At 72.4% G+C, this 19,426-nt stretch carries 16 protein-coding genes; 14 read left to right on the top strand and 2 right to left on the bottom strand.

Going from position 1 to position 19,426, the window contains the following annotated elements:
• Positions 1–36 precede the first annotated feature (36 nt).
• The 4 genes from ABTW64_RS05285 (at position 37) to hisS (ending at position 9,522) form a co-directional block, all read left to right on the top strand.
• Positions 37–6,198 (top strand): Ig-like domain-containing protein, encoded by a 6,162-nt coding sequence (locus ABTW64_RS05285; RefSeq protein WP_350619987.1) that lies wholly within the window; start codon positions 37–39, stop codon positions 6,196–6,198.
• Positions 6,199–6,313: 115 nt separating this feature from the next.
• Positions 6,314–7,474, top strand: a complete 1,161-nt coding sequence (gene nhaA / locus ABTW64_RS05280) for a Na+/H+ antiporter NhaA (protein WP_350619984.1) — start codon at positions 6,314–6,316, stop codon at positions 7,472–7,474.
• Positions 7,475–7,509: 35 nt separating this feature from the next.
• Positions 7,510–8,181: a nucleoside triphosphate pyrophosphohydrolase gene (locus ABTW64_RS05275; protein WP_350619981.1), complete on the top strand. Its 672-nt coding sequence runs from the start codon at positions 7,510–7,512 to the stop codon at positions 8,179–8,181.
• A gap of 42 nt (positions 8,182–8,223) precedes the next feature.
• Complete coding sequence (gene hisS, locus ABTW64_RS05270) at positions 8,224–9,522, top strand: histidine--tRNA ligase (RefSeq protein WP_350619978.1); 1,299 nt, start codon at positions 8,224–8,226, stop codon at positions 9,520–9,522.
• Between the two features lie 13 nt (positions 9,523–9,535).
• Here hisS and ABTW64_RS05265 read toward each other — a convergent pair whose 3' ends face one another.
• On the bottom strand, positions 9,536–10,018 hold the full coding sequence (locus ABTW64_RS05265; protein WP_350619974.1) for an NUDIX hydrolase: 483 nt from the start codon (positions 10,016–10,018) through the stop codon (positions 9,536–9,538).
• 90 nt (positions 10,019–10,108) lie between these two features.
• On the opposite strand from ABTW64_RS05265, the gene ABTW64_RS05260 reads away from it, so the two are divergent.
• Together ABTW64_RS05260 and ABTW64_RS05255 are read left to right on the top strand one after the other, a co-directional pair.
• Positions 10,109–10,768 (top strand): dienelactone hydrolase family protein, encoded by a 660-nt coding sequence (locus tag ABTW64_RS05260; protein ID WP_350619971.1) that lies wholly within the window; start codon positions 10,109–10,111, stop codon positions 10,766–10,768.
• A complete protein-coding gene (locus ABTW64_RS05255) occupies positions 10,758–11,144 on the top strand; it encodes a hypothetical protein (RefSeq protein ID WP_350619969.1) in 387 nt (128 codons plus the stop codon). Before ABTW64_RS05260 ends, ABTW64_RS05255 begins: the two co-directional genes overlap by 11 nt.
• A gap of 5 nt (positions 11,145–11,149) precedes the next feature.
• On the opposite strand, the gene ABTW64_RS05250 is transcribed toward ABTW64_RS05255, so the two are convergent.
• Positions 11,150–12,412 (bottom strand): APC family permease, encoded by a 1,263-nt coding sequence (locus ABTW64_RS05250; protein WP_350619966.1) that lies wholly within the window; start codon positions 12,410–12,412, stop codon positions 11,150–11,152.
• Between the two features lie 86 nt (positions 12,413–12,498).
• On the opposite strand from ABTW64_RS05250, the gene ABTW64_RS05245 reads away from it, so the two are divergent.
• From ABTW64_RS05245 to ABTW64_RS05210, 8 genes are all read left to right on the top strand, one after another.
• Positions 12,499–12,849, top strand: a complete 351-nt coding sequence (locus ABTW64_RS05245) for a GntR family transcriptional regulator (protein WP_350619963.1) — start codon at positions 12,499–12,501, stop codon at positions 12,847–12,849.
• A 31-nt stretch (positions 12,850–12,880) separates the two neighbouring features.
• Positions 12,881–13,897 (top strand): DUF1648 domain-containing protein, encoded by a 1,017-nt coding sequence (locus ABTW64_RS05240; RefSeq protein WP_350619960.1) that lies wholly within the window; start codon positions 12,881–12,883, stop codon positions 13,895–13,897.
• Entirely contained in the window at positions 13,894–14,913 is a 1,020-nt protein-coding gene (locus tag ABTW64_RS05235) for a CPBP family intramembrane glutamic endopeptidase (protein WP_350619957.1), read from the top strand. Before ABTW64_RS05240 ends, ABTW64_RS05235 begins: the two co-directional genes overlap by 4 nt.
• A gap of 4 nt (positions 14,914–14,917) precedes the next feature.
• Positions 14,918–15,583 carry an O-methyltransferase gene (locus ABTW64_RS05230; RefSeq protein WP_350619954.1) on the top strand — a complete coding sequence of 222 codons (666 nt, stop codon included), beginning with the start codon at positions 14,918–14,920 and terminating at the stop codon, positions 15,581–15,583.
• Between the two features lie 127 nt (positions 15,584–15,710).
• Entirely contained in the window at positions 15,711–16,991 is a 1,281-nt protein-coding gene (eno, locus tag ABTW64_RS05225) for a phosphopyruvate hydratase (RefSeq protein ID WP_350619952.1), read from the top strand.
• Between the two features lie 52 nt (positions 16,992–17,043).
• The gene (locus ABTW64_RS05220; protein ID WP_350619949.1) at positions 17,044–17,553 is read left to right on the top strand and encodes an FtsB family cell division protein; all 510 of its coding nucleotides are present in this window, start codon (positions 17,044–17,046) and stop codon (positions 17,551–17,553) included.
• A gap of 74 nt (positions 17,554–17,627) precedes the next feature.
• Positions 17,628–18,146 carry a DUF501 domain-containing protein gene (locus ABTW64_RS05215; RefSeq protein WP_350619946.1) on the top strand — a complete coding sequence of 173 codons (519 nt, stop codon included), beginning with the start codon at positions 17,628–17,630 and terminating at the stop codon, positions 18,144–18,146.
• Complete coding sequence (locus tag ABTW64_RS05210; RefSeq protein WP_350619943.1) at positions 18,143–19,426, top strand: S8 family serine peptidase; 1,284 nt, start codon at positions 18,143–18,145, stop codon at positions 19,424–19,426. The genes ABTW64_RS05215 and ABTW64_RS05210 overlap by 4 nt, the downstream gene beginning before the upstream one ends.

Below are 19,426 nucleotides of genomic sequence, written 5' to 3'. Positions count from 1 at the left end.
CGAGAGCCCCGGGGGGAGGCCAGGTCGGTGAGAGCCATGTCGTGGCTGCGCGAGCGTCGGCGCACGCTCGCAGCCGGTGCCGTGGTCGCGGTGGCGGCGCTCGGCGTCACCACCATGGCGGTGGCGTACGAGGGAAACCCCACGACCGAGCTCGACCTGCACGACGGCTCGGTGTGGATCACCAAACAGGATGAGCAGTACGTCGGCCACTTCAACAACGAGTCGCGGCGGCTCGACGGCCTGCTCGTCGCCCCCACGGCCGACTACGACGTGCTGCAGCAGGGCGAGCGGCTGCTGGTGCACGACGCGGGTGACGGCTCGCTGTCGCCCATCGACCCCGCCGCGGTCGCGCTGGGCGAGCGCGTGGAGGTGCCCCGCGGCGCGCGTGTGGAGCTGGGCGGCGACACCGTCGCGATCCTGGATCCCGAATCCGGCGCGCTGCACGTCCTGCCGTTCGCGGGCGTGAGCTCGTTCGGCGGCGCGGAGGCCGAGCCGGTGCTGGTGCTCGGGGCGGGCGCTGACTTCACGGTCGCGAGCGACGGCACCGTGTACGCGGTCGCCCCCGAGAGCGGCACGGTGCACACCGTGCGTCTCACGCCCGAAGGCGCGCCCCAGACGGTCGCGGAGCGGGAACTGGCGGGCATCACCGCGACCTCGAAGGTCGCGGTCACCTCGGTGGCGACGACGGGCGGCACGGCGCCGGTCGTGCTCGACGCCTCAGCCGGAACGCTGCATCTGCCCGAACGCGACGTGTCCGTCGCCGGCGCGGCCGACGCGAGGCTCGCGGCCGATGCGAGCACGGCCGATCCGATGCCGGCCGACGCGAACGGGGCCGGATCGGTGCTGCTCGCCACGCGGACCGGGCTGCTCCGAGTGCCGCTGTCATCGGGCCGGCCGGTCGAGACGCCCACGGGCGTCCCCGCCGCCAACCCGATCGAGCCCGTCGCGGTGGGCGGATGCGCATACGGCGCCTGGGCCGAGAGCGGCCGCGTGCTGCGGGACTGCCCGGGGGACGGCGACGATCTGCGCCAGGACATCCCCGACTATGACGCCGCGGGCGAGCTGCGCTTCCGCGTGAACCGCGACGCCGTCGTGCTCAACGACGTGCGGGGCGGCGGTGCCTGGCTGCCATCCGAGACGCTCCAGAAGGTCGACAACTGGGAGGACGTCACCCCGCCCGAGGGCGAGGGGGAGACGAACGACGACAAGACGACCCAGCAGGTGCCCGAGGCGCTGCCGCCGGATCGCGGACCGCAGAACACCGACCCGGTGACGAAGGACGACGACTTCGGCGTGCGGGCCGGGCAGACGACCATCCTGCCGGTGCTCGACAACGACAGCGACCCCGACGGTGACGTGCTGACGGTGTCGCTGCCCGACGGGTCGCCGGAGCTCGGGGACGTGCGGCTGATCCACAACGACACCGCCCTGCAGATCGCGGTGCCGGCCGATGCGAGCGGCACGGACACGTTCGGCTATGCGGTCTCGGATGGGCGTGGGGGAGAGGCCGCGGGCTCGGTGTCGCTCACGGTGCACGGAGCCGACCGCAACGCTGTGCCTGTGCAGCTGCCGGAGCGCACGCTGCGTGTGCCGGTCGAGGTCGGCGGGGCCGTGACGTACAGCGTGCTGCCGGAGTGGCGCGACCCGGATGGTGACAGCATGTACCTCGTCGCCGTGCACCCCCTCGAGGGCGACGAGGTCACGTTCACCGCCGACGGGCGCATCACCTACCGCGCGCTGTCGGGCACCCAGGGGCCCGTCGAGGTTCCCGTCGAAGTGTCCGACGGGCTCGCGTCGGCGGCGGGCGTCCTGAGCCTTGACGTGCGCCCGCGCGGCAGCACGCCTCCGGTCACCACGGCCGACCACGTGATCACGCGGGCGGGGCAGCAGGCCACGGTGGCTCCGCTGGCGAACGACCTGAGCGCCGGCGCGGAACCGCTGCGCCTGGCGCGGGTCGACGAGGTGCAGGGCGCCGTGGTCACCCCCGACTTCCCCAACCGCTCGTTCTCCTTCCGCTCCGACACCCCGGGCACGTACTACGTGCAGTACCTCGCGTCGACCGGTCCGAACGCCGTGCCGGGGCTGGTGCGCATCGACGTCCGCCCGCCGACGCAGAGCGATCTGCCGCCCGTGGCCGTGCGTGACGTCGCGCTGCTCCCGGCCGGCGGCGAGGTGCTGGTCGACGTGCTCGCGAACGACGCGGATCCGGGCGGCGGCGTGCTCGTGGTGCAGTCGATCGTGGTCGAGGAGGCCTCCGGCCTGAGCGTGTCGGTGCTCGCGCATCAGACGCTGCGCATCGGCGACCGCGCGATGGCGGGCGAGCGGGCGACCATCCGGTACACGATGTCGAACGGCTCGCAGAGCGCCGAGGGCGAGGTCGTCGTGATCTCGGTGCCGGGGGCCGACAAGCTGCGCCCGCCCGTGGTCGCGGACGACGAGGCGGTGGTGCGGGCCGGCGACGTCGTGACCATCCCGGTGCTCGACAACGACACGCACCCCAACGGCGACGAGTTGCATCTCCTCCCCGAGCTCGACGCCGCCGAGGCGGCCGAGATGGGGGAGATGTTCGTGTCGCAGGACCGCGTGCGGTTCCGCGCGGGCGATGAGCCGGGCACCGTCTATGCGACGTATGAGGCCGTCGACAGCGTGGGCGAGAGGGACGCGGGTGTCGTGTCGATCCAGATCCTGCCCGTCGACGAGGAGGCCAACGCGGCGCCGCGGCCGAAGGATCTCGTCGCCCGTGCACTGTCCGGACGCACAGCGACGGTGGTGGTGCCGCTCGACGGCATCGACCCCGACGGCGACTCGGTCGAGCTCGACGGGTTGGAGTCGGCACCGACCAAGGGCACCGTGTCGCAGGTCGACGGCGATCGCCTCGAGTACGTGGCACAGGAAGGCGCGACCGGCGTCGACACCTTCTCGTACCGGGTGCGAGACCGCCTGGGGCAGTCGGCGACGGCGACCGTGCGGATCGGCATCGCCCCCGCCTCGGACACCAATCAGGCGCCGTTCGCCGTGCGCGACGACCTCAGGATGCGTCCGGGGCGCGTCGTCTCGGTGCCCGTGCTCGAGAACGACTCCGATCCGGAGGGCGGGCGCGTCGGCGTGGTCGAGAACGGCCTGATCCTGCCGGAGGCGGCCGACTTCACCGCCGACGTCCCGGGTCCCAACCGCGTGGACGTGACCGCGCCCGAGCACGCTCTGCAGGACTCGTTCCAGTACACGATCCAAGACGAGCTGGGAGCCGAGGCGCTCGGCGTCGTGCAGGTCACGGTCGACCCCGACGTCCCGGCACAGGCACCCATCGCGCGCGACGATCGTGTGCGGGTCGAGGATGTCACGCCCGAGCTGACCGCCGATGTCGACCTGCTGGCCAACGACGAGGATCCCGACGGCACCGCGCGGGCGCTCGAGATCGCCGTGGACGGCGACGCGCAGCCCGACGCCGAGGGCATCCTGCGCGTGACCCTGGACGAGCATCGACGCCTGATCGGGTACACCTTGACCGATCAGGACGGGCAGACCGCGCGGGCATTCGTGCGTGTGCCCGGCGTGGAGGATCTGCGGCCCACCCTCACGGATACCGAGCCGGTGGAGGTGCGCAGCGGCGAGACGATCGAGCTGCCGCTGGCCGATCACGTCGAGTCGGCCACGGGACGCGAGGTGCGCCTGACCGAGGCCGATCGGGTGCGCGCCTCGCACTCGGACGGATCGTCCCTCTTCCGCGACGAGTCCACGCTCGTGTACACCTCGCTGCCCGACTATGTCGGCGCCGACGCCGTGTCGTTCGAGGTCACCGACGGCGCGAGCGTCGACGATCCCGCCGGGCGCAAGGCCACCCTGGCGATCCCCATCACCGTGCTGCCGCCCGACAACGCGCCGCCCACGTTCGTCGACGCCGAACTGGCCGTCGGCGAGGGCGACCCGGAGCCCGCGACCCTCGACCTCGGCGCTCTCGCGACCGACGCCAATCCCGAGGACCGGCTGCGGTTCGAGCTCGGCGGCGCGGCGCCGGACGGCGTGAACGCGTCCATCGACGGCACGACGCTCGCGGTCACGGCAGAGGCCGGCCGAAAGGGGCTGACGGGCGACCTCGTCGTCCGGGTGAGCGACGACGAGGCGGATCCGGTCGAGGGCCACGTGCGCATCACCGTGACCTCGTCCACGGCTGAACGTGCGACGGTCACCGACGACACCGTGCCCGAGGCGGCGCAGGGCGAGACGGTGACCGTGTCGGTGCTGGCCAACGACCGCAGCCCGTTCCCCGGCGAGGAGCTGAGGGTCGTCGACGCCTCGGTGCAGACGGGGCGCGGCGCCGCCGAGCTCGACGGCGACAGCGTGCGCGTCACGCCCGCGGCGGACTTCCTCGGCACGATGGTGGTGGTCTACCGCGTGCAGGACGCGACGAAGGACCCCTCGCGCGAGGTGAGCGGCCGCATCACGCTGACCGTGAAGGGCGCTCCCGACGCCCCCGGGACACCGACTCCGACGAGCGTGCAGGATCGCCGCGTTCTGATGTCCTGGACGCCTCCGCCGAGCAACGGGTCGCCGATCACGCACTACGTGGTGACCTCGCAGGACGGCGAGCACCGCTACGAGTGTCCGACGTCGACGTGCGCGCTCACCGGCCTCACCAACAACGTCGAGTACCGCTTCCAGGTCGTGGCGGTCAACGGCATCGGCGAGTCGGTCCCGTCGCCGCTCAGCGAGGCCGTGCGCCCCGACGTGCGCCCCGACACGCCCGTGCCGCCGACGGTTCCGGCGTTCGGCGACCGGAGCCTGCGCGTGGCGTGGGTCGAGCCGCACTCCTCGGGATCTCCCGTGACCCGGTACACGCTCGAGGTGCAGCCCGCCTTGGCCAACGGCATCTCCCAGATCGAGGTGACCGAGACGAACCCCAAGGAGACGTTCCGGGTGGTGGAGGGCCTGCGCAACGGCACCGCGTACCGCTTCCGCGTGCGAGCCCACAACGACGCTCCCGAGCCTTCGAGCTGGAGCGGATGGTCGCCCACGGGCATCCCGGCCACGGTGCCGGGCGCCCCGACTCGCCTTGAGATGGGGCGCGGGGCTGGCATCGACGGCCAGGCGCAGATGACCATCCGCTGGCTCATTCCGTCGGACGACGGCGGCGACGCGATCCAGAAGTTCGAGGTGCGGGCGCTGCTCAACGGCGACCTCGTGAAGAAGACGGAGGTGTCGGGCGGCACGACAGAGGCCACCCTGGTGATCCCGGTCTCGACGACCGACTACACCTTCGAGGTGCGAGCGAAGAACAAGGCCGGCTGGAGCGAGCCGCTCGTCGGGCGCACACGCGCCATGTTCGAGCCGGGCGCTCCCACAGGCGTCACGGCGACGCCGGGCGACCGGCAGATCTCGGTGAGCTGGACGGCGGGGGCCCTCAATGGCGCGAGTGCCTCGTGGGTCGACTACCAGTTCTCGCTGAACGGCGGAGCCTGGTCGGGCGGATGGGCCAGCGGCGGCACGCAGGGCGCCACGAAGGGCGTGATCGGCGGTCTGAGCAACGGCACCTCGTACACCGTGAGGATCCGCGCAGTGTCCCACCCGCACGGCGAGAGGCAGTGGCCGCATCCCGGCGAGGGATCGGCGGCCTCGAAGGCCGTCACGCCGTCCGGACCGCCGCGTGCGCCGACGATCCGGGCGGAGGTCGAACCCGGTGTCGGAGCGATCCTGGTGTGGTCGGTGGACGCGACGGGCTCCGCCGACGGCAGCCCCGTGCGCGAGATCATCCTGCGGCTGAACGGCGCGGAGGTGTACCGCGGGAGCGACACGACGCCGACGTACGAGGCTCCGTACGCGGAAGACACCCGCTACGAGCTGTCGGCACAGGTGGTCGACGCCAACGGAGCCAAGAGCGCGCCGGCGTCTCACGCTGTCACCGGCCCACCACCCGGCACGCGCACGTACAGCGCAGTGCGCCTGGGCTGCGACGCGGCGGGCGCGAACTGCACGACGCTCGGCGTCGAGCTCACGAACATGCCACTCGGGACGACGTGGACGTTCAGCTGCTACGAGGGAGCTGCGGGAGCGGGACGTCAGTTCGGCTCATCGGTGAGCTTCGTCCACACCGCCCACTCGAAGCGGTACCCGTTGTGCGCGTACAGCAAGAAGGGCGGAAGCGTGTACGTCGTCGCGAAGCAGTGGTCGCTCCGAGGAACGGATCCGATCGTCTGGAAGTGACCCCCACGGGCTGCCCCGCCGGGGCAGGTAGGCTGGGGCCAGGAGTGCCGGGAAGTCTGGTCGGCGGCGGGGGAGAGCCCCGTCTGACCATTCCCGCCTTCCCCGAAAGGTGCACATGAAGCTGCTCCGCTCCGACCGTTTCCCCGCCATCCTGCTGCTGTCGGCGGCGGCCCTCGGGCTGCTCGTCGCCAACCTGCCGATCGGCCCCACCGTCATCGGCATCAGCCACGGCCACCTCGCCATCCCGGGCACGCCCATCGACCTGTCACTGGCGCACTGGGTGTCCGACGGTCTGCTCGCCATCTTCTTCTTCGGCGTCGCGGTCGAGCTGCAGTACGAGCTCACCAGCGGCGAGCTGAGCAGCCCGCGCAAGGCGCTGCAGCCGGCCATCGCGGCGGCCGGGGGCGTGATCGTCCCGATCGCGGTGTTCCTCGCGATCGCGGGCGCTGACCCGGCCACACGTGACGGCTGGCCGATCCCCACGGCGACCGACATCGCGTTCGCACTGGGCGTGCTCGCGGTGTTCGGCCGCGGCCTGCCCTCGCCCGTGCGCATCTTCCTGCTCGCTCTGGCGATCATCGACGACATCGTGGGCATCGTCTTCATCGCGGTGCTGTTCGCGCACGGCCTCGACCTGGGCATGCTGGCGATCGGGATCGTGCTCGTGGTGGTGTTCGCCATCCTCAGCCGCATCGATGCGAACCGACGCGGCGCTCGCATCGCGATCGTCGCCGCGATGATCGCCGTCGCCGTCGCCGCATGGGCGTTCGTGCTGCTCTCGGGCGTGCACGCCACGATCGCGGGCGTGCTGCTCGGCCTGGCGGTGCAGCAGAGCGCCGGCATGCGCGCGCGCCACGCGCTGGAGCCGTGGATCAACGGCGGCATCCTGCCCGTGTTCGCGTTCGTCGCGGCGCTCGTCGTCATCCCGCAGGTGTCGCCGAGCGAGCTGTCGCCCGCGCTGTGGGCCATCGTGCTCGCGCTGCCGCTCGGCAAGATCGTGGGCATCGGCCTGTTCGGATGGATCGCGATGCGCCTGCGCCCGAAGGGAACGGCTCCGACCGTGGCGTTCCCCGACCTGCTGGCGGCGGGTGCGCTCGGCGGCATCGGGTTCACGGTGTCGCTTCTGCTGGCCAACCTGGCGTATGCGGACGACGCGCTCGTGCGCGACGAGGCCATCCTGGGCGTGCTCGGCGGGTCGATGATCGCCCTGGTGCTGTCGGCCGCCATCGTGTCGTGGCGGGCCCGCTGGCATCGCACGGTGGCCGCGTCTTCGTGACGCCGTCCGGAGAGATCGATCGAGAGAGGATGCCGATGGCCGAGGACGCGCTGAGGCAGGCCGTCGAGACCATGCGGACCGTACGAGACCGTTGCGTATGGACCCAGGCGATCGATCACCGTGCGCTCGTGCCCTATCTGCTGGAGGAGAGCCACGAGCTGATCGACGCGATCGAGTCGGGCGACGCCGCCGACATGCGGGAGGAGCTCGGCGACCTGCTGTGGCAGGTGCTGTTCCACGCCGAGATCGCCTCTCGGGCCGTCGCGGAGGCGGGCGCGGGGGAGCCGTTCGACATCGACGACGTCGCGGCGACCCTCGTCGAGAAGATGGTCCGGCGGCATCCCCACGTCTTCGCGGGGGAGACCGCCGAGACCCCGGAGCGCGTGCTCGAGCTGTGGAACGCCGCGAAGGCGGCGGAGAAGCGGCAGCGGGTGAGCGTGCTCGACGGCGTCGCGCGGTCCATGCCGTCGCTCGCGCTCGCGCAGAAGCTGATCGGCAAGGCGGCGCAGGTCGGCGTGGGGAACGAGGTCGCGCTCGCCGTGCACGACGCGTCCGAGGTCGGTGCGGTGCCGGAGTCGGAGGAGGAGCTGGGCGACCTGCTGCTCACGCTGACGGCTGCGGCGCGCGCGAACGGATGGGATGCCGAGCGCGCGCTGCGCGAACGACTGCGGGCTCTCGAGGCCGACATCCGCGACGCCGAGGGGTGAGCCGCAGGATCGAAGGTCCGGGCGTGGGAAAATAGATCCGCTATGGCTTCCGTGAATGCGCCGCGCGGCATGCGCGACTTCCTCCCCGCAGACAAGTCCCGTCGCGAGCGCGTGCTCGCCGTCATCCGCGAGCGCTACCGGGCGCACGGATTCGACGAGATCGAGACGCCCGTGGTGGAGGAGTACGCGCGCCTGCACGCGGGCATCGGCGGCGACAACGAGAAGCTCGCGTTCAACATCCTCAAGCGCGGCCTCGACGCCGATGCGATCCGCGCGGCGGCGGACGACCCGGCGAAGCTGACGGATCTCGGTCTGCGGTATGACCTGACCGTGCCGCTGGCGCGCTTCTATGCGACCCACCGTGCTGCGTTGCCGGCCGTGTTCCGCGCCATCCAGATCGCGCCCGTGTGGCGGGCTGAGCGGCCGCAGAAGGGTCGCTACCGCCAGTTCATGCAGTGCGACATCGACATCATCGGCGACGCGTCGTCCCGCGCCGAGGCCGAGCTCATCACGGCGTCGCTCGACGCGCTCGCGGCCCTGTCGCTTGAGGGAGCGACCGTGCGCATCAACGATCGGCGTGCGCTGGACGCGATGCTCGACGTCTTCGGATTCGCGCCGGATGAGCGCCCCGGCGTGCTGATCACGATCGACAAGCTCGACAAGATCGGACCCGACGGCGTCACGGCCGAGCTGCGCGACCGCGGGGCCACGGCCACGGCGGTCGACGCGTTCGAGCAGTTCCTGCGCCGGCCCCAGACGCGCGAGTTCCTGCCGTACGGCGAGGCGCAGATCCGCAAGGCCCTCCCCGAGGGCGTGCCCGACGACGTCATCGCCCACCTGGTGGGCGTGGGGGAGTCGGTGGCCGCGGGCCGGGAGAGCGCGGCGGATGGCGGGGCCGACGCGCCCCTGCAGTTCGACCCGTTCCTCGTGCGGGGCATGGGCTACTACACAGGGACCATCTTCGAGCTCGCCCACCCCTCCGTCTCGTACTCGCTGGGTGGCGGCGGTCGCTACGACGGCATGATCGGGCGGTTCCTGGGGCAGGACGTGCCGGCGGTCGGCTTCTCGATCGGCTTCGAACGCATCGTCGATCTCGTCGGGGACACGGCGGACGACGCGGCCGCGTCGGTCGTGCTCCTGCACGACAAGGACGTTCCGGTGGCCGAGCTGATCGCGCTGAAGGCGCGGCTCGTCGCCGAGGGCTCACGCGTGCGCCTGGAGCAGCGCACCAAGAACCTCAAGGCTCTGCTGGCGCGTGCCGAGGCAGACGGCTACACGTCGTTCGCGACGGTGACGGCCGGCACCCGCCGCGAAGCCCTCGAGATCAAGCCGCTCGGCTGAGCCTGCGGCGAGGTCAGAATCCGATCGGCGTGATCGGGCGCAGTGCGCCGTCGCGCCAGGCGTCGAGCACGACGAGCTCGTGGGGCACGACGGGCGTGGGCGGCGCGGCGAGGGGGAACCAGCGCAGGTCGCTGGCCTTCTCCTCCACCAGGCTCGGCTCGCCCTCCCAGGAGCGGCACGCGAAGAACACGTCGATGCGCTCGTCGATCGCCGCTCCGTCGCCCGTGCGATGCTCGAGCGTGAGGAACTGGAGCGCGTCGGCCCGCACCGTCACGCCCAGCTCCTCGGCGGTCTCGCGCACCGCGGCGTCGAGCAGCGACTCGCCCCGCTCGACGTGGCCGGCGGCGCCGGCCGCCCAGTGCCCGTCGTAGTAGCCGGTGCCCTCTCGCAGCTGCAGCAGCACCTCGTCGCCGCGGCGCAGCAGCACGTACACGGCGGGGATGACGGTGAAGCGCCCGTGGGCTGCGGCATACGCCTGGCTGTATCGCTGGGTCACGCGTCCATTCTCGCGGTCGCCGCGCAGCGGACGGGCGCGCCGCGGAGCCGATAGCGTGGGGCGGGAATGTCGAGACGAAGGAGTCAGGCCATGGGGACCCGTATCACCCTCACCGCATCCGACGGATTCACGCTGAACGCCTACCGTGCCGAACCCCAGGGAGCGCCCCGGGGCGGGGTCGTCCTCTACGGCGAGGTCTGGGGGCTGAACCACTGGGTGCGCAAGGTCGCGGACCAGTGGGCCGATGAGGGGTACCTGGTGATCGCGCCGGCGATGTTCGACCGCGTGGAGTTCGGCTATGAGACCGACGACTACTCCCGCATGCCGGCAGAGATCTTCAAGGAGTACAGCCAGGAGACCGCCCTGCTCGACATGGCGGCGGCCGTCGCCGCGGCAGCCGAAGGCGGCCGGGTCGGGGTCACGGGTTACTGCTTCGGCGGTGCGAACACGTGGCGCACCGCCGCGCAGATCGACGGCGTCGCGGCGGCATCGGGCTACTACGGCGGTGGCATCCCGAACTACATCGGACTCACGCCGCGAGTGCCCACGCAGATGCACTTCGGAGCTCTCGATCAGGGCATCCCGCTGGAGCAGGTCGAGGAGCTGAAGGCTGCTCACCCCGACGTGGAGGTGTACGCCTACGACGCCGACCACGGCTTCTGCTGCGACGAGCGGAATCGCTTCGACGAGGCGGCGTGCGCTCTCGCCGGCGCTCGGACCCGGGAGTTCTTCCGCACGCATGTCGGCTGACCTCCGCGCCGCGCTGGCGGCGCTCGAGCGCTCGCCGCTCTCGCGTCGCAAGGCGATGCTGCTCATCCTGATGATCGACGCCGAGGTGGAGCGGCGGGCGGCAGGGGATCCGCTCGCGCATCGGATCGCGGTCGCCGCGTCCGACCCCTCGCTCGCGCTGGTGCTCGAGGTCGCGGGGATGCGCGACGACGGGCCGCGACTGGTCACGGCTCCCGTGACGCTGGCGGACCATGAGACGCTGCAGGTGAGCGAGGCGGACTACATGGTGTCGCTGTACAACGCGGGGGAGGTCTGGCGGCTGTTCACCGCCTGGCCGGACGGGCGGCGCGTCGAGGCGCTGCCCACCCTGCGCGCCGCCGTGACGTCGCTCGGCTGAGGAGGTCAACGGCTCGCGCGCGACCGCTCGATCCCGATCCGCAGCGCGCGCGCCGCGAGGCCGATCGCGAGCACGGCGGTGCCGGCCGCCACGCTCTGCCACGGCAGCGTGAACGCGAGCGCGAGGCATCCGGCGGCCCCGGCCGCCTGCATCCAGCGGGGATAGCGGCGCACCGCGGCCGCCTGACGGAACGCGGCGAGATTGGCGATCAGGTAGTACAGCAGCACGCCGAACGACGAGAAGCCGATGGCGCCGCGCAGGTCGGCGAACGCGACCACGGCGATCACGATCGCACCGACCGCGAGCTCCATGCGGTGCGGCACGTGGAACCGCGGATGGATCGCCGCGAGCGGCGCGGGCAGATCGTGCTCCCGGGCCATGGCGAGACCGGTCCGCCCGATGCCGGCGATGAGCGCGAGCAGCGCTCCGAGCGACGCGGCCGACGCGCCGATCCGCACCACCGGCTCCGCCCACGCCCATCCGACCGCCGCGACGGCGTCGGACAGCGGAGCGTCGGATGCCGCCGTGCCCGCGGCGCCGAGAGCGTGCAGAAGGCCGGCGCCCACCGCGGCGTACACGGCCAGCGCCGCGAGGAACGCGATCGTGATCGCGCGCGGGATGATCCGCGCCGGATCCCGCACCTCCTCGCCCATCGTGGCGATGCGCGCGTAGCCCGCGAATGCGAAGAAGAGCAGCCCCGCGGACTGCAGAAGACCCCACGCGCCCGCCGGGAGGTCGGTCGAGAACGCACCATCCGACGCCGCGGGCGCGATGGTTCCGGCCGCCACGGCGATCCCCAGGGCAAGCAGGGCGACGACCACGATGAGCTTGGCGGCCAGGGCGGTGCGCGTCACGCCGAGCAGGTTCACGCCGACCAGCGCGGTGACCGCGGCGATCGCGATCGGCCGCTCCCACCCGGCGGGCGCGGCGTAGGCCGCGAACGTCATGGCCATGGCGGCGCAGCTGGCAAGTTTGCCGATCACGAAGCACCAGCCCGCGGCGTACCCCCACCACGCACCGAGCTCGGCGCGGCCGTATGCGTAGGTGCCGCCCGACGTGGTGTGCACGGCGGCGAGCTGCGCCGAGGCCGTGGCGTTGCAGTACGCCACGACCGCGGCGATCGCGAGACCCGCGAGCAGCCAGGAGCCGGCGGCCTGCGCGGCGGGCGCGAAAGCCGAGAACACGCCAGCGCCGATCATGGCGCCCAGTCCGATCGCGACGGCATCCGTCAGTCCGAGACGTCGGGCGAGGGCGGGAGCGGTCGTCATGCGGCGGAGTATAGGCGGCGCGCGTGGCGGGCACATGGCCTCGTTCCAACCGTTCCCCGATGTTCTAGTTGGAGTAGAATAAGTATGTGTTGATTCGGATCGATCCGCACCGCGAAGAGCCCGTCTTCGCACAGCTTGCGGCGTCCATCCGCGCGGATGCCGCCGCAGGTCGTCTGGCGCCGGGGGATCGCCTCCCGGCTGCCCGCGAGGTCGCATCATCGCTGGGAGTCAACCTGCACACGGTGCTGCACGCCTATCAGGCCCTGCGCGACGAGGGCCTCGTCGACATGCGCCCCGGCCGGGGCGCGATCCTGACCGATGCGGTGCGGCCCATCGTCGAATTGCACGCCGAGGTGGTCGCGCTCGCCCGGCGCGCCCACGAGCTCGGCATCCCGCGGGATGCGCTGGCCTCGCTGGTGCGCGACGCCCGCCCGTGACCACCCGCCCGTCGAACTCGAGGAGGACACCGTGACAGCCCCCACGATCCCGCGCGAGCGCGTGGTCCGCCGCTTCCGCTTGGTGGCCCTCGTGCTGCCGATCTCGATCGCGGCCGTGCTCGCCCTCGCACAGCTCGCGCTGCTGCCGCTCGTGCCGCGGACCGTGGCGATCCACTGGGGAGCGTCGGGCGCGGTCGACGGCTATGGTCCGTCGTGGACATATCCCGTTCTCACCCTGGCGATCGGGGCGGGACTGCCGCTGTTCATCGGCGGGCTCGCGCTCCGCGGGCTCGACGGCCCGGCCGGGCGCCGGCAGCTGAGATTCGTGGCGGGCATGGTCTGGTGGGCGACGGTGCTGATCGGCGTGATCTCGACCGGCGCCCTGATCGGCCAGATCGGTCTCGCGCGCGCCGCCGACGCACCGGGCATCCTGCCCATGCTGGCGGCTGGCTTCGTGCTGGGCGTCGCGGCGGGATGCCTCGCGGCCCGCGCGACGCATGACCTGCCCGGAGAAGAGGAGCCCGACCCGACCGGGGTCGTCGCGCTGAGCGCCGGGGAGCGGGCCGTCTGGCTGCGCAGCGCGACCATCGATCGCGGCGGCGCGATCGTGCTCGGGATCGCGGCCGTCGTGCTGGTGACGGTGTCGGTGCTGGTGATCGGCGGCGATCTGCGCCGCGACGGTGCGATGTCGGGCAGCGGCTGGATCACGCTCGCCGTGGCGCTGCTGGCGCTCGTCCTGGTGCCGACCTCCGCCGGCGTGCGCGTGCGCGCCGACGAGACGGGGCTGACCGTGCGGTCGCTGGTCAGCTGGCCGCGCGTGCGCGTCCCGCTCGATCGGATCGCCCGTGTCGAGGTCGCGCACGTCGACCCGATGGGCGAGTTCGGGGGCTGGGGATGGCGCTATCGCGGCGGCTGGGGAGCGGTGCTGCGCCGCGGCGAGGGGCTGCGCGTGACGCGCACCGATGGCGGGGTCTTCACCGTGACGGTCGACGACGCCGCGACCGCCGCCGCGCTGCTGCGCGGCCTGAAGGAGAGGAGCGCGGCATGACGATCGAAAACGCGGAGGACCGGCTCGCGCGCGTGCCGTGGCCAGCCGTGACCGCCTTCGCGATCACCGCGATCGCGCTGGCCTGGCTCGTGGCGCTGCCGCTGTGGCTCGGCGACGGCCTGGCGTCGCCGCTGTTCGGGCCGCTCGCGATCCTGATGATGTTCACGCCCGCGGTCGCGACGCTCGTGGCCGTGTTCGCACTGCGCTCGCCGCACAGCGCCCGTGCGCGATTCCTCGGCGTGTGGCCCCTGCGGCCCTTCGGCCGCACGATCTGGTTCTCCGTCGTGTTCCTGTTCGCACCGGCGCTCATCGTGCTGGCCGTGGCCTTCGCGAGCGCGGCCCTGGGGCTCGTCGCGTTCGACCTGGTCGGCTTCTCCGGCTTCGCGGAGGCGCTGGCGCCGACGCTGGCCGTCGCCGGCGTCGACCCCGCGTCGGTGCCCATCCAGGCGGTCGTGCTCGCTCAGCTCGCGGCGCTCCCGCTCGGAGCGCTCGTCAACTGCTTCGTGACGTTCGGCGAGGAGATCGGCTGGCGCGGGTGGCTGCTGCCGGCGCTGCGCCCGCTTGGGGTGTGGCCGGCGCTGCTCCTGTCCGGGGCGGTATGGGGCGTGTGGCACGCGCCGATCATCCTGCTCGGCTACAACTTCGGTCGCCCCGACGTGGGGGGCGTGCTGCTGATGATCGCCGCGTGTGTCGCGTGGGGCGTGCTGTTCGGCTGGGTCCGCCTTCGCACCGCGTCGGTGTGGCCCGCGGTGACCGGTCACGCGTCTCTCAACGCCGCGGGCGGCGCCGTGATGCTGTTCGTCGCGGCCGGGCACACGCCTGACATGAGCGTGGTGGGTCCCCTCGGCCTCGTCGCCTGGGGCGTGCTCGCCGTGGTCGTGGTGGCGCTGGCCGCGGCCGGGCAGTTCCGTCGCGGTCTGCTCGACGGCGTGGCGCTGGCCGAGAAGCCGTGGCGGGACGGGAAGCCCGCGTTCCGCCACGGGCTTGACGCGGACGGCGGCACCCGGCTGGGATGACGGCATGGCCGAACCCACCCCGGAGAACTGGGCCACCGCCGACCGCTGGCTGTCCGACGTGCTGATCGGGCCGGATCCCGCCCTCGACGAGGCGATCGCCGATCAGGAGAGCGCCGGCATGCCCGCGATCGAGGTCGCGCCCGTGGCGGGCAAGCTGCTGCACCTGCTCGCTCGCATGTCGGGCGCGCGACGCGTGCTCGAGATCGGCACGCTGGGCGGCTACTCGACGATCTGGCTCGCACGCGCGCTGCCGCCAGACGGCGAGGTCGTCACGATCGAGGCGGAGCCGGACCATGCGGACGTCGCGCGCTCCAACCTCGCGCGGGCGGGAGTCGCGGACCGCGTCGACGTGCGCGTCGGAGTCGCGCTCGACATCCTGCCGACGCTCGACGGGCCGTTCGACCTGGTCTTCATCGACGCCGACAAGGAGTCGAACACGCGCTACCTCGACTGGGCCGCTCGGCTCGGCCGCCCCGGTGCGGTGGTCGTGCTCGACAACATCGGCCGCGACGGCGAGATCGTGCACGCCGACGCGGACGACACGAAGGTGCGCGGCACGCGCGAGGCGCTGGAGATGCTCGGGTCGGATCCCCGGTTCGAGGCGACGGCGCTGCAGACGGTCGGGCTGAAGGGCTGGGACGGCATCGCGATCGCCCTCGTGCTCGGCTGACACGGTTCGCGCGACGGCGCGACGGCGCGACGGCGCGACGGCGCGTCCTCGCGGGTCGCCGGCCACGGCCTAGACTGGCCGCGGGGCTCTGCGGCCCCTCTCACGTCCACTCAGAGGGAGTCAATCCGTGGCACTGATCGAAGCTGTAGGCGCGCGCGAGATCCTGGATTCGCGCGGTAACCCGACCGTCGAGGTGGAGGTGCTGCTCGAGGATGGCACGGTGCAGCGCGCCGCCGTCCCGTCGGGCGCCTCGACCGGGGCGTTCGAGGCGTACGAGCTGCGCGACGGCGACAAGGACCGCTACGCGGGCAAGGGCGTGCTCAAGGCCGTCGACGCGGTGATCGACGAGCTCGGCCCCGCGATCGAGGGCATCGAGGCCAGCGAGCAGCGCGTGATCGACGCGGCCCTCATCGAGGCCGACGGCTCCGACAACAAGAAGAACCTGGGCGCGAACGCGATTCTGGGCGTCAGCCTCGCCGTCGCGAAGGCCGCGGCCGACAGCGCCGACCTGCCGCTGTTCCGCTACATCGGCGGCCCGAACGCCCACATCCTGCCCGTGCCGGCGCTCAACGTCATCAACGGCGGTGCGCACGCCGACACCGGCGTCGACATGCAGGAGTTCTTCCTCGTGCCGCTGGGCGCCGACAGCTTCAGCGAGGCGCTGCGCTGGGGGACCGAGACCTACCACGTGCTCAAGAGCGAGCTGAAGGCGGGCGGCTACGCCACGGGCCTCGGCGACGAGGGCGGGTTCGCCCCCGATCTGCCCAGCAACCGCGGCGCGCTCGACTTCCTGATGACCGCGATCGAGAAGGCGGGATACACGCCGGGCGTCGACATCGCGGTGGGCCTCGACGTGGCCTCCACCGAGTTCTTCGAGAACGGCGTGTACCGCTTCGAGGGCAAGGAGCTCTCGAGCGAGGAGCTCACCGCGTACTACGAGGAGCTCCTCGCGAACTACCCGCTCGTCACGATCGAGGATGCGCTCGCCGAGGACGACTGGGAGGGCTGGAAGGCGCTCACGGAGCGCATCGGCTCCAAGGTGCAGCTGGTCGGCGACGACCTCTTCGTCACCAACCCGCAGCGCCTCTCCGACGGCATCCAGCGCGGTGTGGCCAACTCGCTGCTGTGCAAGGTGAACCAGATCGGCACGCTGACCGAGACGCTCGACGCGGTCGCCATGGCCCAGAACGCCGGGTACACGGTGATGATGTCGCACCGTTCGGGCGAGACCGAGGACACCACGATCGCCGACCTGGCGGTGGCCGTGAACGCCGGGCAGATCAAGTCGGGCGCGCCCGCTCGCAGCGACCGGGTCGCGAAGTACAATCAGCTTCTGCGCATCGAGGAGGAGCTCGGCGCGGGCGCGACGTTCGCCGGCCGCAGCGCCTACCCGCGGTTCACCGCGTAAGCGCAGCGCAGACAGCGCCGGCGCGAGCCGGAAGCGAGACGAAGGGGGAGCCGTGAGAGCACAGCCGGCTCCCTCTTCCGTCTCTCCGGGCGGCTCCCCGGGCCGCGGTCGCGGGGCACGCGCCGCGGGAACCGCGGCCGACGCGCGCGACTGGCTGGGCGGCATCCGGTTCTCGGGGTTCGCGGCCATCATGCTGGGCCTCGTCGTGCTCGCGGTGCTCGTTCTCGCGCCGAGTGTGGCGACGTACGTCGAGCAGCGGCAGAAGATCGCCGCGCTTCAGGAAGCCGTGCAGGTCACGCAGGACGAGATCGCCGCGCTCGAGCGCGAGCGGGAGCGGTGGAAGGACCCCGCGTACATCACGGCGCAGGCGCGCGAGCGGCTCTACTACACGAAGCCGGGCGAGGTGCGGTTCCTCGTGATCGACGATCTCGAGGAGACGGAGACGCCGCAGGATCCCGAGCCGGTGAGCGCCGACGTCGAGGAGAAGCAGTCCGATTGGATGGACGGCCTCCTGCGGTCCGTGCTCGGCGCGGGAACGTCGCGCTCGGCGATGGCGCCCTGATCGCCACCTGCCGGGTTGCTGGCAACGGCCCGTCGGCGCCGGGGGCGTGATGGGCGCGCAGGTAGCCTGGAGAGGTGACGACTGCCGCCTTCGAACCCCCGCGCCCTGTCGACCTCGAGGTGGTCTCCGCTCAGCTCGGCCGTGAGGCCCGCGGTGTCGTGGGCGTCGCGGCGCGCTGCGTGTGCGGCAACCCGACGGTCGTCGCCACGTCGCCGCGGCTTCCCGACGGCACGCCCTTCCCGACGTTCTACTACCTGACCCATCCCGCGGCGACGGCCGAGATGTCCCGCCTGGAGGCGGGACAGCTCATGCCGGAGCTCGCCGCGCGCCTGGCCGACGAGCCCGAGCTCGCGGCGCAGTACCGGCGCGCGCACGAGGCCTACCTCGCCGACCGCGCCGCCTTCGGCGACGTGCCCGAGATCGAGGGCATCTCGGCGGGCGGCATGCCCACGCGCGTGAAGTGCCTGCACGCCCTCGCGGGTCACGCGCTCGCGGCGGGTCCCGGCGTCAACCCGATCGGCGACGCGGCGCTCGACCGCTCGGCCTGGTCGCCGGACCGGTGCGAGTGCGCCGAGCCGGGGAAGGCCGGATGACGCGCTGGGCGCGCGTCCTCGCGCTCGCCGTCGCGGCGACGCTGCTGACCGGCGCGGCGCCGACGCCCACCCCGTCGCCCACCGCGCCGCCGACCCTGCGGGAGCGGGAGTACTGGCTCGAGGACTACGGCATCACCGACGCGTGGAAGACGACGCGCGGTGAGGGCGTCACGATCGCCGTCATCGACACCGGCATCGCGGAGGGGCCGAAGCACTTCGACGGCGCCGTCGTGGGCGGCACCGACGTCTCGGGCGCCGGCACGCCGAACGGGCGCACGCCGGTCGACGTGATCGACCCGGATCACGGCAGCAAGGTGGCGTCGCTGGCCGCCGGTCGCGCCGTCCCCGATGAGAAGGGCAAGGGCATGGTCGGGGTCGCCCCCGGCGCGAACCTGCTGTCGGTGTCGCTGGGATTCGGATCCGCCGCGACCGTGCCGTTCGCCGAGCAGGTGGCCCGGGCCGTGGTGTGGTCGGTCGACAACGGCGCCGATGTCATCAACATGTCGTTCACCACGAATCAGCAGGGCTGGGACGAGTCGTGGGACGAGGCGTTCCTGTACGCCATGCAGAACGACGTGGTCATCGTGGTCGCGGCGGGCAACCGGGGCAGCGGCACGTCGTCGGTGGGAGCGCCCGCCACGATCCCCGGCGTGCTCACCGTCGCGGGCGTCGACCCGGAGGGGCGGGCGAGCGTCGAGGCGTCGACGCAGGGGATCACCATCGGGGTCTCGGCGCCCAGCGAGAAGCTGCTGGGCGTCACGATCGACGGCAAGGTCGAGGAATGGAACGGCACCAGCGGCGCCGCGCCCATCGTGGCGGGCGTCGCGGCGCTCGTGCGCTCGGCACATCCGGAGCTGAGCGCGATCGACGTGATAAACCGCATCGTGAAGACCGCGCGCGAACCGGAGGGGGTCCAGGTCCCCGACGCGTTCTACGGCTATGGACTGGTCGACGCGGGCGCCGCGGTGACGGCATCCGTGCCGCACGTGACGGCGAACCCGATGGGCGACCTGGAGCGCTGGATCGAGCTCTACCGCTACCGGCCCGCGGAGCCGCAGCCAGAGCCGACGGTCACGCCGGTCGAGGTGCCGCCCCTGCCGCCCGCCGACCCGCCCGCGGAGGCCGCGTCGCCGTACCTGCCGTCCGCCGACGCCCTGCGATATGGCACGCTGCCGCTCGTGGCCCTCAGCGGCGCTGGTATTCTCGTGGTGCTGGGCGTCATCGCGGCTGTGCGACGCGTCCGTTCGGCCCGTGTGCGGCGGTCGCCGGGCAATCCCTGA

Source organism: Microbacterium sp. NPDC096154 (assembly GCF_040302945.1).
Taxonomy (GTDB): domain Bacteria; phylum Actinomycetota; class Actinomycetes; order Actinomycetales; family Microbacteriaceae; genus Microbacterium.
Note: the sequence above shows the minus strand (reverse complement) of the source record. Positions and strands in the feature narration are given on the sequence as shown.

Bases quoted from the DNA above. Each gene is read 5' to 3' on its own strand.
- ABTW64_RS05285 (WP_350619987.1), top strand. From the start codon at position 37: ATGTCGTGGCTGCGCGAGCGTCGGCGCACGCTCGCAGCCGGTGCCGTG.
- ABTW64_RS05275 (WP_350619981.1), top strand. From the start codon at position 7,510: ATGGCCGAGGACGCGCTGAGGCAGGCCGTCGAGACCATGCGGACCGTA.
- ABTW64_RS05250 (WP_350619966.1), bottom strand. From the start codon at position 12,412: ATGACGACCGCTCCCGCCCTCGCCCGACGTCTCGGACTGACGGATGCC.
- ABTW64_RS05210 (WP_350619943.1), top strand. From the start codon at position 18,143: ATGACGCGCTGGGCGCGCGTCCTCGCGCTCGCCGTCGCGGCGACGCTG.
- ABTW64_RS05255 (WP_350619969.1), top strand. From the start codon at position 10,758: ATGTCGGCTGACCTCCGCGCCGCGCTGGCGGCGCTCGAGCGCTCGCCG.
- nhaA (WP_350619984.1), top strand. From the start codon at position 6,314: ATGAAGCTGCTCCGCTCCGACCGTTTCCCCGCCATCCTGCTGCTGTCG.
- ABTW64_RS05235 (WP_350619957.1), top strand. From the start codon at position 13,894: ATGACGATCGAAAACGCGGAGGACCGGCTCGCGCGCGTGCCGTGGCCA.
- ABTW64_RS05230 (WP_350619954.1), top strand. From the start codon at position 14,918: ATGGCCGAACCCACCCCGGAGAACTGGGCCACCGCCGACCGCTGGCTG.
- hisS (WP_350619978.1), top strand. From the start codon at position 8,224: ATGGCTTCCGTGAATGCGCCGCGCGGCATGCGCGACTTCCTCCCCGCA.
- ABTW64_RS05260 (WP_350619971.1), top strand. From the start codon at position 10,109: ATGGGGACCCGTATCACCCTCACCGCATCCGACGGATTCACGCTGAAC.